The organism is Rathayibacter sp. KR2-224 (assembly GCF_049446075.1).
In the GTDB taxonomy this organism is placed as follows: domain Bacteria; phylum Actinomycetota; class Actinomycetes; order Actinomycetales; family Microbacteriaceae; genus Humibacter.
In genome coordinates this window covers 1,108,446-1,122,344 of the sequence record NZ_JBMSEB010000001.1, presented here as the reverse complement: position 1 = coordinate 1,122,344, position 13,899 = coordinate 1,108,446, and the positions used below count along the sequence as shown (strand labels likewise).

Here is a 13,899-nt window from a genome sequence, read left to right as displayed (position 1 = left end):
GGCGCCGCTACTCCACCGGCTGCGGGCCTCAGCGCACGGTTTTGCGCGCGGAGATGACGCCGGTGTCGAAGCCGAGCAGGTGCAGCCCGCCGTGGAAGCGGGCGTGCTCGATCTTGATGCAGCGGTCCATCACGACGTTGAGGCCCTTCTCCTCGCCGTAGTAGGCGGCATCCTGGTTCCAGATGCCGAGCTGCACCCAGATGGTCGGTGCACCGATGGCGACGACCTCGTCGATCACCTGGGGGATGTCGCTGCCACGCCGGAATACGTCGACGATGTCGGGCACCTCAGGCAGGTCGGCGAGCGACTTGTATGCAGGCTGACCGAGGATGGTGTCCGCGTTCGGGTTGACGAAGTACACCCGGTAGTCGCTGGACTGCTGCAGGTACGTGCCCACGAAGTAGCTGGAGCGCGCCGGGTTGGGGGACGCCCCCACGATCGCGACGGATTTCGCGTTGCGCAGCAGCTTCAGACGCTGCTTGGCATCCGGGCCGACCCACGTGCGCTGCGACCTCAGCAGCTTCGCGAGCGGGGAATCGGCGGGCAGTTCACAGCTCAGCCCGTTGGCGAGCTGCACGAGCGTCTCGTCGTGCGCCGGGGCATCCGTCACCGTGGTCATCAGTCCTCCTTGGTCGCCGCGTCGAGCGCCTGGTCGAGATCGTAGATGATGTCCTCCGGGTCTTCGATGCCGACCGAAAGGCGCACCGAGCCCGGCAGAACGCCGGCGTCGAGAAGCTGCTGCTCCGTGAGCTGGGCGTGCGTGGTGGACGCCGGGTGGATGATGAGCGTCTTCGCATCGCCGATGTTGGCGAGGTGGCTGGCCAGGTTCACCGACTCGATGAGCTTCCGGCCGACCGGCCGACCGCCCTTCACCTCGAACGTGAAGACCGAGCTGGGCCCCTTCGGCAGGTACTTGAGTGCCCGTTCGTGGTGCGGATGCGACGCAAGACCCGCCCAGCGCACGGCCTCGATGCGCGGGTCGGCCTCGAGCCACTCCGCCACCTTCCGGGCGTTGTCGACGTGCGCCTGCATGCGGAACGGGAGGGTTTCCACGCCCTGCGCCAGCAGGAAGGCCGAGTGCGGTGCGAGCACCGGGCCGATGTCGCGCAGCTGCTCGGCGCGCAGCCTGGTGAGGAAGGCGTACTCGCCGAAGTTCCCCGACCACTGCAGGCCGCCGTATGACGGAACGGGCTGGCCGAACAGCGGGAACTTCTCGCTGTGCCACTCGAATCGGCCGGACTCGACGACGACACCGCCGAGAGTGGTGCCGTGGCCGCCGAGAAACTTGGTCGCCGAGTGCACGACCACATCGGCACCCCACTCGATCGGGCGGTTGAGGTAGGGCGTGGCGATCGTGGAGTCGATGATGAGCGGCAGACCCGCGGCGTGGGCGACGTCCGCGAGCCCCTGGATGTCGGCGATCTCGCCAGAAGGGTTTGCGATCGTCTCGGCGAACACCAGCTTCGTCTTGTCCGTGATGGCCGCCGCGTAGTCTGCGGGGTCGGAGCTCTGAACGAACGTGGTCTCCACGCCGAATCGCCGCAGCGTCACGTCCAGCTGCGTGATCGAGCCGCCGTACAGGTTCGCGGAGGCGACGATGTGGTCGCCCGCGCCGGCGAGCGACGCGAACGTCACGTACTGGGCCGAGAGCCCCGACGCGGTCGCAACCGCACCGAGCCCGCCCTCCAGGCTGGCCACGCGCTCCTCGAAGCTGGCGACCGTGGGGTTCGCCAACCTGGAGTAGATGTTGCCGTACTTCTGCAGTGCAAAGCGCGCGGCGGCATCCGCCGTGTCGTCGAACACGAAGGCACTTGACTGGTAGATGGGGAGCGCACGCGCTCCGGTCACCTGATCGGGGATGTTGCCGGCATGGATCGCACGCGTGCGAAAGCCGAATTCGCGGTCTGCCACCCGGCTACCGTAGCCGAGCGGCGCATCCGGTCATCGGCCGGCGTCGTAACACGGCGTCAACGAGTGCTCAGGATGCCTCGAGCGCCTTGAGCAGCGCCGCGCCGTCGGGTACGCCGAGGCCCGTGCAGGCGTCCCAGCCGGGCCGTGCCGAGTATGCGCCGTTGTTGCCTGTGACGACGTCGCGGAACCCGGGTGCCGTCGACCCCGACGTCGCCTGCTGGTAGATCCGGAGCGGAAGGAGGCCGAGGCGAGCGCCCTTCGCCTGAACGAGCCTGGTGGTGAGCGCGGCCCAGAGCGGTGCGACGGCGCTCGTGCCGCCGATGACCGTGTCTGTGCCGTCGACGCGCACCTTGTAGCCGGTCTGAGGGTCCGCGTTGCCTGCGACGTCTGGCACGCCGCGCCCTGTGCGGCCGCTCGACGACTTCGGCACGCCCACGTTCGCCTGCCAGGACGGCTCGCCGAACGCGTCGCTGACGCCGCCCCCTGTCGCGCCCCTGCCAGCCCCGTCGTTCCACACGACTTCCGACGTCACCTTGCCGGTCGTCGGATCGGCATTGAGGCTGGTTCCCCCGCAGGCCAGGATGTGCGGACTCGACGCCGGGAAATCGACGTGAGCCTTGCCGTCGTTCACGCGGTCGGCGCTGCCGTCGTCGCCTGCGGCGGCGGTCACGGTGACACCGAGAGCCGCGGCGTCGACGAGTGCGTCGTCGAACGCCGAACGGGCCTGGGTGGTCCACGCGTCTTCGCTCTCGCCCCAGCTGATGCTGATGGCATCGGGCGTGGGCTCCGCGTGCGCGGCGCGCGTCACGGCATCCACGAAGCCGGCGTCGGTGTTGGGTGCGAAGTACACCAGGATGTTCGCCTTCGGTGCCAGCGCGCCGATCACTTCGATGTCGAGCAGCACCTCGCCGTCCGCGCCGTTCGGGTCGCCGCCCGGCTGATTGGACGCCCCGTCGACTCCGACGGCTGTCACCTTCGGCGTCGGCAGCCCGAGTTCGGAGAAGTACGCGTCGAGGTCGGCCTGGTCGAAGCCGCCGCCGAGTTCGACGATCGCAACGGTTCGGCCGGAGCCGTCCGTGCCCTCCGGAAACCGGTAGACCGTGCCCAGTTCGTCGGGGGAGTAGCTGACGGCCGCCGCGGTTGCGGGTACGGAGACGAAATGCGCCGTGGCCTGGGGCCGGTCGTCGAGGCCCAGCACGGCAACGACGCGGTCGTGCATGGGCTCCGGGAGCGTGAGCGGACCCGTGCGCTGGCGGAATCTCACCGTCTCGCCCTCGCGTGGCTCGTGCGTCGAGATCTCCAGGGTCGTGCCGAACAGCTCCCGTACGACGCTGGCCTTCGCCCTGATGCGCACGCGCCGCTCACCGGCGTCGACACCCGTCACCTCGGCGCCTGCGGCCTTCGCTTCGGCCACGACGGCGTCGATGTCCGCAGGGTCTGCACCGTACCGCTCCACGAACTCGTTGCGCGGGATCGGGTTGAGCAGCACCTCATCGGGGACCGGCTGCCTGCGTCGCAGTATGAGCGTCGCTTCGATCTGCTCGTCATCGGGGATCGGGCCGCTCGTGCCGGCCGCGTTCAGGGGTGCGCGGTCGCTGCCCGGGAGTTCGTGGGAGGAGTTCGGTTGTTCGCTCATATCCTCCGGATTACCACCCGCGGGTGACATCCGGATACGGCTTGCGCCGATGAATCGACGATGACGTGGATCGTCTCAGAGACCGGGACGGCTCAGCTTCAGAAGGATTCGGGCGATGTCGTAGCGGATGCGGCCCTCTCGCGTTCGCGGGTCGTAGCCGAGCACGCCGGCGAGAGCGGATGCCCGTTCCTGCACGGTGGAGTGATGCCTGCCGAGGCGCACTGCTGCCGACCTGATGCTGTCGCTGCCGGCGATGGCATCCAGCAACGTCAGCGAGCTCTGATCGAGGCCGCTCAGCACGATCGCGTCCGGGTGCAGTGACGTCTGCCTGTCCGCGCCCTCGGCAAGGATGAGGAGCCCGCCGAGCGCGTCTGCGTCGACCACCTGGTTCGCCTCGTCGGTGAGCCGGAGTGCGATCAGGGCAGCGCTCCACGACTCTGGCAGGGCGTGCCTTTCGACGGTGGTTCCAATGCCCATTGGTCCGGAGACGACGGGTGCTGCACCCTCGGGAATGACGGCGGCACGCGCCAGGCCGCGGGACGTGAAGACGGTCGCGGACGGGGCCCCATGCGGCGCCGGACCGTCAGGCAGGAGCGCGACGGCCCGTAGCCGGGGCTTCGAATCCAGATGGAGGCGGGTGAGTGCAAGGCCACGTTCCTCGTCGGTTGCATGCTCGCTCAATGCGAGTTCGACGGAGCCGGTCGAATCCCTTGCCCGCCTCGCGGCCGTAATGGCGAGCGCGATCGAGACGCGTTCGAGCACCATGGCGTCGTTTGCGTGCGGCGCGCCCTCGCGCTCGATCCAGACGACGGCATCCGATGTCACCGCCGTCGTCGGCCATGACGCCTGGCCCAGCGAGGTCTGCGGCCCGGCGAGCGGCTGTCCGGTCGGGGCGATGCGGGTCGTGCGTGCGCGATCCCGGTATCCGACGGGCGCCCCGGCCATGGCCGCCGCGCCACGCAGGAGGCTCTCCCTCCCGACATCCTTCGCGATCAGCGTGTCGAAGTATGAGACCACCTTGAGTGTCTCGCTGGCTTCGGGATCGAGCGCTGTGATCCGTCCGACGAGTTCTTTCATACCCGGCTCCACTGCTCGCGTGTAGTCGACCATAACCGAGCGGGCCGGGAGGGAGCCTGCCAGCCGCCAAGGAGGTCGGCTCCCACCCGAGTTCAGCTGCGCAGAGTCCTGTCGATCCAGCTTTCGCGCGCCGCTCGTTGGGCACGGCTCACTGCGGCGTGCTCCACCATCTCGAAGCCGTGGAAGCCCCCGGCCCAGACGTGCAACTCTGCCTGCACTCCCGCCTGCCAGAGCAGGTTCGCGTACTCGACGTCCTCGTCGCGGAACACCTCGGCGCTCCCGCATTCGATGTAGGTCGTCGGAAGCCCGGAAAGATCGATGGCGCGCGACGGCGCGGCGTAGATCGAGACGTCGTCCGTGCTCCTGCGCTCGCCGAGAAGGGCGGTCCACCCGGTGATGTTCGAGGTGCGGTCCCACACACCCACTCCGTCGATCTGCCTGGTGGACACGGTGCGGTCGCGGTCGTCCAGCATCGGGCATTGCAGGATCTGCCCGAGAAGAACGGGGCCACCGCGATCTCTGGCGAGAAGCGCGGTGCCGGCCGTCAGGCCTCCTCCCGCGCTGGCCCCCGCGATGAGGAGGCTCGCCGGATCGATACCCAGTTCGGATGCGTGTTCCGCCGTCCACACCAGCCCGGCGTAGCAGTCCTCCACGGGATACGGATCGGGGAACTCGGGAGCCAGCCGGTATTCGACGGTCACCAAGACGGCGTTGTGCCGGAGGATGGCGTCGACGTAGTCGGTGACCCCGAGGAAGCGGGTGCCGATCACCATCCCGCCGCCGTGGATGTGGAAGATGCCAGGGCCGACGCCGGTTCTGCCCTCTGGTTCGATGATCGATACGGTGATCTCGTCGCCGCGGAACCCCGGGATCACGACATCTCGCTGGCTCAGGCCGTTGCTGGCCAGGACCTCGTCGATCGACAGCCCCCATTCAACCGTCGACCCCTGCTTCATGGCCGTGAGCATCTCGCTTGTCACGGTGGGCGGAATCTGCGCGGCGATCGTCGTGAGCGCGGCCTCCAGCTCCGGATCGAACGGCGGGCGGGGAAGCGTTTGTGCAGGCATGGCGGAAACTCCATCGTTTCGGGTAGCAGCGTGGTGCGGCTGATGCATCAAGCCTGACCACCGTTGCGGCACTCGGGTACCCGCCACCTGCTCCGAGTCTGTCACCGTGCACCCGCCGATCGGCGGGTTCACCAGAACGCTAGATCCACCCGATGGTGCCGATCCCGGTCACGACGTTGGGTAGCCACATGTGCACCTGCCAGTACCAGAACGGAATCTGCATGCCCGACCAGAGCGGGTAGAAGAACGCCGAGACCACGACGATCACGAAGACGAAGACGGCGAGCAGGCTGAGGCCGCGCACCCGGTGGTACGAGGGATCCTTCGCTCTGCCGACGATCATGGCGAACGCGGCGGCGAGCGCCAGGTAGACATATGGCGCGAAGGCGATCGAGTAGAAGGTGAAGATGGTGCGGCCCGCGTAGAGCATCCAGGGCAGGTATCCGGCCGCGAGCCCGGTGAGGATCAGCCCGTGCCGCCAGTCGCGGAACCGGATGAGCCGGTATGCGAGGTAGACGACGGCCACGGCGCCCGCCCACCAGATGATCGGGTTGCCGAGCTCTGTGATGGCCGAGGAGCATCCGCCGGGGGAGGTGCATCCGTCGACCCCGTACTTGGTGCCGACGTAGTACATGCTGGTGGGCCGCAGCATGAGGAGCCAGGTCAACGGGTTCGACTGATACGGATGCGGCGTGTGCAGGTTGATCGAGTAGCCGTACATCTCCGCCTGGTAATGCCAGAGGTTCTGCGCCCAGTTCGGAACCCATGACAGCAGGCCGGTCCACTTGGCGTCCGCGGTGGTCTGCACCCAGTTGCGGTAATAGCCGCCCGGGTTGAGCAGCCAACCCGACCAGGTGGCGACGTAGGTCGCGACCGCAATCGGCACCATGAGCACGAACGAGACGACGCCGCCCTTGACGATGCCCGACTCCGACCAGTACCGCACTCCCGACCGGCGTCTGGCCAGAACGTCGACCACAACGACGTACACGGCGAAGAAGGCGAGAAAGTAGAAGCCCGACCACTTCACGCCGGCATCCAGACCCAACAGGATGCCCGCCACGAGAAGCCACGGACGCCACCACAACCACGGACCCCACCCCGGGTCGCGCCCCTCCGCCGTGTTCCGCGCCACCCGGGCGGCCAACCGTCTCTCGTGCCACGACCGGTCGAGGAGCAGGCATCCGAAGGCCAGCAACGCGAGGAACATCACGGAGTTGTCGAGGATGGCCACCCGGCTCATCACGATCGCGTTGCCGTCGATCGCCATGATGAGACCCGCGAGCGACGCGATCAGCGTCGAGCGGAACATGCGCTTGGCGATGAGCATGAGCACGACCACGGCGAGGATTCCGACGACCGCGGTCGAGATGCGCCAGCCGACCGTGTTCTGGGCACCGAAGATCGCGAGGCCTGCTGCGATCATCCATTTGCCGAACGGCGGATGCGCCACGAACTCCGGATCGCTCGTGTAGGCGTTCACGTCGCCATCGGCGAACTTCGGGTCGATGTTCGCGGGCCAGGCGGCCTCCCAGCCCTTGTGCATGAGGGTCCAGGCGTCCTTCACGTAGAAGGTCTCGTCGAACACCAGGGCGTGCGGATCGCCGAGCGACCACAGGCGTGCCACGGTGGCGATGAGCGTGACGAGGGCGGGAAGGCCCCAGGAGTAGAGCCGCAGCTTGGCCGGCGTGTCCACCGTTCGCGCGAACCAACGGTCCAGTCGCGAGCCTGTCGGTTCGGCCACCGCCCAGCGCTCGGCGGTTGTCGAAGGCGCGGCAGTCACGACGGCAATGCTAGGGCGCAATGCTATGACTGGACACGTGATCATCCTCGCGGCGACGCCCATCGGCAACCTCGGCGACGCCTCGCGTCGGCTCGTGGAGACGCTCGAACGCGTGCAGGTGGTCGCCGCCGAAGACACGCGAGTCGCGCAGCGTCTGCTGCACGGGCTGGGGGTCGCCAACCGGCCGAAGCTCGTGGCGCTGCACGACTACAACGAGCGCGACCGGTCGAGCGACCTTGTTCTGCAAGCGCGCGACACCGACGTGCTTGTGCTCTCGGATGCCGGCATGCCGACGGTCTCCGATCCCGGCTTCCACCTTGTCGTGGCAGCCGCTGCCGCCGACGTGCCTGTCACGGTCATCCCTGGGCCCAGCGCCGTGCTCACCGCGCTTGCCGTCTCCGGCCTGCCCACCGACCGGTTCACGTTCGAGGGGTTCCTGCCCCGCAAGGCGGGGGAGCGCGCATCCCTGCTCGGAGCACTCGCCGACGAGCTGCGCACCATGGTGTTCTTCGAGTCGCCAAACCGTCTCGCCGACTCGCTCGCCGCCATGGTGCACGCGTTCGGGGCATCCAGACGCGCGGTCGTGTGCCGTGAGCTGACGAAGCTTCACGAGGAGGTGCGGCGCGGCACGGTTCAGGAGCTGGCCGCGTGGGCGGCCGATGGCGTGCGGGGCGAGATCGTGGTGGTGGTCGCGGGCGCAATCGCGCGCACCGTCGACCTGGGCACCGGCGTTCAAGAGGTGCTCCTGCTCACCGGCACGGGCGAGAGCTTGAAGGATGCCTCGGCATCCGTGGCGGCCGCGACCGGACTCTCGAAGCGGGCTCTCTACGAGGCTGCGCTCCGCGCCAGAGGCTAAGCGGCCCGCGGCCTCATCGCCCCTCCATCCGCGCTGGCCGTCCGTGCCGCGGCGAAAACAGCAGGTATTCGCTCTTCACGCCGACAACAGCAGGATTTCGGCTGTTCCGGGCGACGTCTGCTGTCCTCAGACGTCGGCCGGCGGTACGACAGGCGCGGGATACGTGATGTTCCCGTCGCAACGCCGGCACCGGTTTCAATCAGTCTCGTCCCCCTGGGGTGTCGTGCCTAGCATGGGAGTGCGGACCAGTGCGGGGCTTCGAGGGGGAGGCGGCACATGAGTACAGAGGCACAATCGACGACAGGCGCCGAGACGCGGCCGGACGCGGGTGCCGCAGGCGGGTCCGAAATGCGCACGGACGCGGAACCGCACAACGGAACCGAGGTCGATGAACGCGCAGCGCGCGAGACGGCTGAGGCGGCACGCGAGACCGAGTGGGCGCGGCCGAGTTTCGCCAAGGGCATCTATCTGGGCGACTTCGACCTGTCGTTGATCCATCCGCATCCACGCGGCGATGCCGACGACATCGCCCGCGGTGAGGAGTTCCTGTCCCGGCTGAGGGCGGTGTGCGAGACGTTCGACGGCGCGCGGATCGAACGTGAGGCACGCATCCCCGACGAGTACATAGCCGCTCTGTCTGAGCTGGGCGTCTTCGGCATGAAGATCCCGCAAGGCTACGGCGGCCTCGGGCTGAGCCTGCTGTACTACGGGCGCGCGCTGATGCTGATCGGATCGGTGCATCCGAGCATCGGCGCGCTCGTGTCTGCACACCAGTCCATCGGTGTTCCCGAGCCGGTGAAGCTCTTCGGGTCGGAAGCGCAGAAGAAGGCGTACCTGCCACGCTGCGCCGCGGGCGCCATCTCCGCGTTCCTGCTGACCGAGCCGGACGTCGGTTCCGATCCGGCGAGAATGACCGCGACCGCGACGCCGACCGACGACGGCACGGCATACCTCCTCGACGGTGTGAAGCTCTGGACGACCAACGGCGTCATCGCCGAACTCCTCGTCGTCATGGCACGCGTGCCCGAGCACGATGGCCAGCCTGGGGGCATCACGGCGTTCGTCGTGGAGGCGGACTCACCGGGCATCACGGTCGAGCACCGCAACGTTTTCATGGGCTTGAAGGGCATCGAGAACGGCGTCACCCGCTTCCACCGCGTGCGGGTGCCGGCCGAGAACCGGCTAGGCCGCGAGGGCCAAGGGCTCAAGATCGCGCTGACCACGCTGAACACCGGTCGCCTCTCCATTCCCGCACTGTGCGCCGGCGCCGGAAAGTGGTCGCTGAAGATCTCTCGCGAATGGTCGGCCGCACGCGTGCAGTGGGGTCGTCCGGTTGCGCAGCACGAGGCCGTCGGCAAGAAGATCGCCTTCATCGCCGCCACCGCGTTCGCGCTCGAGGCGGTTTTCGAGCTGTCGGCCGAGCTCGCGGACTCGGGCATGAAGGATGTGCGCATCGAGGCGGCGCTTGCCAAGCTCTGGTCGAGCGAGATGGGCTATCTCGTCGCCGACGAGCTCGTGCAGATCCGCGGAGGTCGCGGCTACGAGACCGCCGACTCCTTGCGGGCCCGAGGCGAGCGCGCCGTGGCCGCCGAGCAGCTGACTCGTGATCTGCGCATCAACCGCATCTTCGAGGGATCCACGGAGATCATGCACCTGGTGATCGCGCGTGAAGCCGTGGATGCGCACCTCAAGGCAGCGGGCGACCTCGCGTCGCCGGATGCCGATCTGCGCGCCAAAGCGATGGCTGCAGCGAAGGCGAGCGGCTTCTATGCGAAGTGGTTGCCGTCGCTCGTCGCGGGCAAGGGCAACGAACCGGGCGCCTACGGAGAGTTCGGACCGCTCGCGGCCCATCTGCGCTACATCGAACGCTCATCTCGCAAGCTCGCCCGCTCCACGTTCTATGGAATGGGCAGGTGGCAGGCCGCGCTCGAACACAAGGAGGCGTTCCTCGGCCGCGTCGTCGACATCGGTGCCGAGTTGTTCGCGATGGCAGCATCGTGCACGCGCGCGGAGATGATCAAGTCCGGGGACCCGCAGCGCGGCCGGTCGGCATACCAACTCGCCGGCGCGTTCTGCGGTCAGGCGAGGCACCGCATCGACGTGTTGTTCCGCGAGCTGTGGGACAACACCGACGACGTGGACCGCAAGCTGACCGCCCGGGTGATGAACGGCGACTTCACGTGGCTGGAAGAAGGCGTGATCGACGCGTCCGAGGGAACCGGTCCGTGGATCGCCGACACCTCTTCAGATGAAAGTGAGCCGACGGGCACGGCGAACGAGAGCGTGCACCGCCGTTACCGGTGATGGTTCACTCTCGGCGCCGTCGTGGAGCGACGTGACCTACGCCGATGTCAGCGACCAGCTCCACTCGTAAACGCCGGGCCGCACGATGAACTCGGGCAGGGCATCCGGTCCGACGGAGGCGCTGCCGAGACCGCGGTGGGCGATGTCGGCCCGCACGATGGTCTCGTCGCGTCGCGGAAGCTCCCATGAGTGCCCCGTGGTCTCCAGGTCGCGAACGCTCTGATGCGACGCCGAGAACAGCACGGGCTCGGAGAACCGCAGCAGCACCTCGCGCGTGCCGTCGCCGAGCGAAGCGGCCGTCACCCCGGTGCGCCCGCCGTTCTCCTGCGGCCGCACGTACGGCGTCTGCAGATCGTCGACCGTTGACTCCCACCTGCCCAGCAGCCCCGACGACCTCCGGTCCGGATAGGTCTCGTGCGGTCCGTCGCCGAGCCAGGTCACGTGCTCGAAGCCGGGCGCGAGCGCGAACTCGACACCCACGCGGGGAACATCGGGCAGCGATTCGGGCACGACGACCCTTTCGTGGAACTCCAGCGCGCCACCGGATGCCCGCACCCGCTGGATGTGCTCGACCACGTGCCCGGTCGGGGTGGTGTAGCGCGACGTGATGACCGTCGCGTCGCCATCGCGCTCAACGGCCTCGACACTGCGCTCGGCGTCCCGGAGCCCCGTGGCCTCCAGCCGCTGGCCGAGCGGGATCGCCTTGTCGTTGTCGGTGAGCGCGCGCCAGAACTGCAGCACGGGACCGCCGGCGAGCAGCGGATGCCGCACAACCCCGGCGTCGTCGAGTTCGACGACGTCGACCGAGGGAGTGTCGCCGTCCGCTTCGATCGATCGAGCCGACACCGACGCAGACGCGAGGACCGGATCCGTGTCCGCTCCGGTACGCACCTCCAGCACAGCGAGCTCGGTGCCCGCCGCGGCCCACAGCGTGTCGGCCGCGGTACGCACGGTGATGCGCAGCGCGAGCGCGCCGGTCTTCGTCAGCCCGCTCACCAGCGCCTCGGGCAACGAGACCTCCGCGGTCTCGCCCACCTCTGCGGAGGCATCCAGCCGCACGGCTTCCGTCACGCCGTCCACGCGTGCCACCGCTGCCTCGACGACCAGGCCATCGAACGACGCGAACGTCTGCCGGTTCAACAGACGAAACGATCCCGCGAGCGCGGCGTCGGCATCCGAGACCACCTCGACAGGTGAGAACACCCTGCGCACCTCGTACATCACCGGGTGCGGTGAGCCGTCGGGGAACAGCAGCCCGTCGATGCAGAAGTTGCCGTCGTTCGGCTCGTCGCCGAAGTCGCCGCCATAGCGGTAGTGGCCGTCTCCGTCCGGGTCGAGGCCGTGGTCCTTCAACTCCCAGATGAACCCGCCCTGCAGCCCGGGGGTCGTGCGGATCGCGTTCCAGTAGTCGTCGAACGAGCCGTTCGAGTTGCCCATCGCGTGGCTGTACTCGCACATGATGAGCGGCCGGTCGGCGCGCTCGCTCGTCGCATACCCGACGATCGCGTCGATGGGCGGGTACATGGGACACACGATGTCGGTCTGCGAGTGCCCGCCGTACCAGTCCTTTGCGATCGCGCCCTCGTAGTGCACGGGCCTCGTCGCGTCGTAGCCGCGCACCCAGCCGGCCGCGGCATCCTGGTTGACCCCTGACCCGCTCTCGTTGCCGAGCGACCAGATGATGATGCTCGCGTGGTTCTTGTCGCGCAGCACCATGCGCGACACCCGGTCGACGAACTGGCCGAGATACCTCGGGTCGTCGCACAGCGACCACGCCCAGTCGTGGGCCTCGACGTCGGCCTCGTCGATCACATAGAAGCCGTATTCGTCGGTGAGGTCGTAGAACGCGGGATCGTTCGGATAGTGCGAGGTTCGGATCGCATTGAAGCCCCACCGCTTGAGGCTGCGCAGCTCCGTCGCGATCTGCTCCCGCGTGACCGTTCGCCCGGTGTGCGGATCGAACTCGTGCCTGTTGACGCCCTGCAGCATGATGCGCTGGCCGTTCACAAGCAGATCCCGCCCGGAGATCTCGACTCGGCGGAAGCCCACGCGAAGCTCCGCGGTGTCGAGGACGGCACCGTCGGCATCCACCAGCTCGACGGTCAGCGGATACAGCGCGGGCGTCTCGGCCGTCCAGGGCGAGACACCGGGAACGACGATCGAGAGACCGGCGTGCCCGTCCGGTGCGGGAAAGTTGAGGGCCGTGGCCGTCGCAGCGAGCGTGCGCACCGGCTCGGGCAGGGGCACACGTGCCGCGTTCTTGGCGTGCAGTGAGAACACGTTCTCGTCGAGCGGAACCTGCGAGAGCAGTTCCTGCGTGTGGCCGTCCTCCGGGTCGACGACGAGTCGGGTCGACACGGGCGCCGAGACGGGCGCCGGTACGGATTCCATGCCGAGACGGGTCCGAACGCTCAGCCCGTTCGGCGTCACGTCGTCCGGCGCGCCCACCTCGGCATCCAGGTCGAGCCGTCCGTCACCGGATGCCGCATCGAAGTCCGCGACGACGCGCACGTCGCGCAGGAACACGCGGGGCGTCGCGTAGAGCCGAACGCCGCGGGTGATGCCGCCCAGCCACCACTGGTCCTGGTCTTCGATGTAGCTTGCGTCCGACCACTTCACGACGGTCAGTTCGACATCGTTCTCTCCTGACACCACCAGGTCGCTGACGTCGAACTCGGCCGCCAACCGGCTGCCCTTGCTCGCCCCCGCCTGCACGCCGTTCACGCGAACGAGCAGCACGCTCTCTGCCGCTCCCACGCTGAGTACGACGCGGCGGTCGGCCCAGTCGTCTGGCAGCGTGAACGTGCGACGGTACACACCCGTCGGGTTGTGCTCGGGCGCCCGCGGGGGAGAGTCGGGGAAGGGCATCCGGATGTTCAGGTACTGCGGCAGGTCACCGCTGTCCTGCATGGTCCAGGTGCCAGGCACGACGATGTCGCGCCACTCGTCACCCGGCTGCGCCTCGGGGCTGGGCAGAAGCTGAAACGCCCACGTGCCGTCCAGGTCGAGAACGTCGGCGAGCTGCGCACCATCGAAACCCGCCGTGCGCGGCACGGCGTGCGTCTGCTCCCGGCCGACGGATGTGACCTGCGGATGCCGCCACAGCGCGGCCGCGGATCCCTCGAGTGACGCGGACATCGGAGCTCCTTCGGTCGAGGCTGCGCCGATCGGGCGGACCGGCCATGTGCGAATTTATGCGATTTCGTGGGCTCGCGCACGGCCCGGATCGCACTGAGTGCCAAGGAGGCCATGGTGGTAGGCGCTT

The 13,899-nt window shown here is 68.3% G+C and carries 9 protein-coding genes; 2 read left to right on the top strand and 7 right to left on the bottom strand.

Features of this window, described 5'->3' with window-relative positions; translation table 11 throughout:
- Positions 1 to 28 precede the first annotated feature (28 nt).
- The 6 genes from ACO2Q7_RS05250 to ACO2Q7_RS05225 all read right to left on the bottom strand — a co-directional run bounded on the left by ACO2Q7_RS05250 (position 29) and on the right by ACO2Q7_RS05225 (position 7,474).
- Positions 29 to 619, bottom strand: a complete 591-nt coding sequence (locus tag ACO2Q7_RS05250; RefSeq protein ID WP_423354561.1) for a CoA-binding protein — start codon at positions 617 to 619, stop codon at positions 29 to 31.
- Positions 619 to 1,911, bottom strand: coding sequence for an O-acetylhomoserine aminocarboxypropyltransferase/cysteine synthase family protein (locus tag ACO2Q7_RS05245; RefSeq protein WP_423354560.1), 1,293 nt, complete (start codon positions 1,909 to 1,911; stop codon positions 619 to 621). The genes ACO2Q7_RS05250 and ACO2Q7_RS05245 overlap by 1 nt, the downstream gene beginning before the upstream one ends.
- Before the next feature lie 67 nt (positions 1,912 to 1,978).
- Positions 1,979 to 3,547, bottom strand: a complete 1,569-nt coding sequence (locus ACO2Q7_RS05240; protein ID WP_423354559.1) for a S53 family peptidase — start codon at positions 3,545 to 3,547, stop codon at positions 1,979 to 1,981.
- 75 nt (positions 3,548 to 3,622) lie between these two features.
- On the bottom strand, positions 3,623 to 4,624 hold the full coding sequence (locus tag ACO2Q7_RS05235; RefSeq protein ID WP_423354558.1) for a hypothetical protein: 1,002 nt from the start codon (positions 4,622 to 4,624) through the stop codon (positions 3,623 to 3,625).
- 92 nt (positions 4,625 to 4,716) lie between these two features.
- On the bottom strand, positions 4,717 to 5,691 hold the full coding sequence (locus tag ACO2Q7_RS05230) for an alpha/beta hydrolase (RefSeq protein WP_423354557.1): 975 nt from the start codon (positions 5,689 to 5,691) through the stop codon (positions 4,717 to 4,719).
- Positions 5,692 to 5,830: 139 nt separating this feature from the next.
- A complete protein-coding gene (locus tag ACO2Q7_RS05225) occupies positions 5,831 to 7,474 on the bottom strand; it encodes a dolichyl-phosphate-mannose--protein mannosyltransferase (RefSeq protein ID WP_423354556.1) in 1,644 nt (547 codons plus the stop codon).
- 37 nt (positions 7,475 to 7,511) lie between these two features.
- Here ACO2Q7_RS05225 and rsmI point away from each other — a divergent pair, with 37 nt between their 5' ends.
- Both rsmI and ACO2Q7_RS05215 read left to right on the top strand, forming a co-directional pair.
- A complete protein-coding gene (gene rsmI / locus ACO2Q7_RS05220; RefSeq protein WP_423355971.1) occupies positions 7,512 to 8,330 on the top strand; it encodes a 16S rRNA (cytidine(1402)-2'-O)-methyltransferase in 819 nt (272 codons plus the stop codon).
- 348 nt (positions 8,331 to 8,678) lie between these two features.
- Positions 8,679 to 10,634 (top strand): acyl-CoA dehydrogenase family protein, encoded by a 1,956-nt coding sequence (locus tag ACO2Q7_RS05215; protein ID WP_423355970.1) that lies wholly within the window; start codon positions 8,679 to 8,681, stop codon positions 10,632 to 10,634.
- Positions 10,635 to 10,670: 36 nt separating this feature from the next.
- On the opposite strand, the gene ACO2Q7_RS05210 is transcribed toward ACO2Q7_RS05215, so the two are convergent.
- Positions 10,671 to 13,772: a glycoside hydrolase family 2 TIM barrel-domain containing protein gene (locus tag ACO2Q7_RS05210; RefSeq protein WP_423354555.1), complete on the bottom strand. Its 3,102-nt coding sequence runs from the start codon at positions 13,770 to 13,772 to the stop codon at positions 10,671 to 10,673.
- Positions 13,773 to 13,899 lie beyond the last annotated feature (127 nt).

Excerpts from the sequence above, each read along its gene's own strand:
- ACO2Q7_RS05250 (WP_423354561.1), bottom strand. The coding sequence starts at position 619 with ATGACCACGGTGACGGATGCCCCGGCGCACGACGAGACGCTCGTGCAG.
- ACO2Q7_RS05240 (WP_423354559.1), bottom strand. The coding sequence starts at position 3,547 with ATGAGCGAACAACCGAACTCCTCCCACGAACTCCCGGGCAGCGACCGC.
- ACO2Q7_RS05235 (WP_423354558.1), bottom strand. The coding sequence starts at position 4,624 with ATGAAAGAACTCGTCGGACGGATCACAGCGCTCGATCCCGAAGCCAGC.
- ACO2Q7_RS05230 (WP_423354557.1), bottom strand. The coding sequence starts at position 5,691 with ATGCCTGCACAAACGCTTCCCCGCCCGCCGTTCGATCCGGAGCTGGAG.
- ACO2Q7_RS05215 (WP_423355970.1), top strand. The coding sequence starts at position 8,679 with ATGCGCACGGACGCGGAACCGCACAACGGAACCGAGGTCGATGAACGC.
- ACO2Q7_RS05210 (WP_423354555.1), bottom strand. The coding sequence starts at position 13,772 with ATGTCCGCGTCACTCGAGGGATCCGCGGCCGCGCTGTGGCGGCATCCG.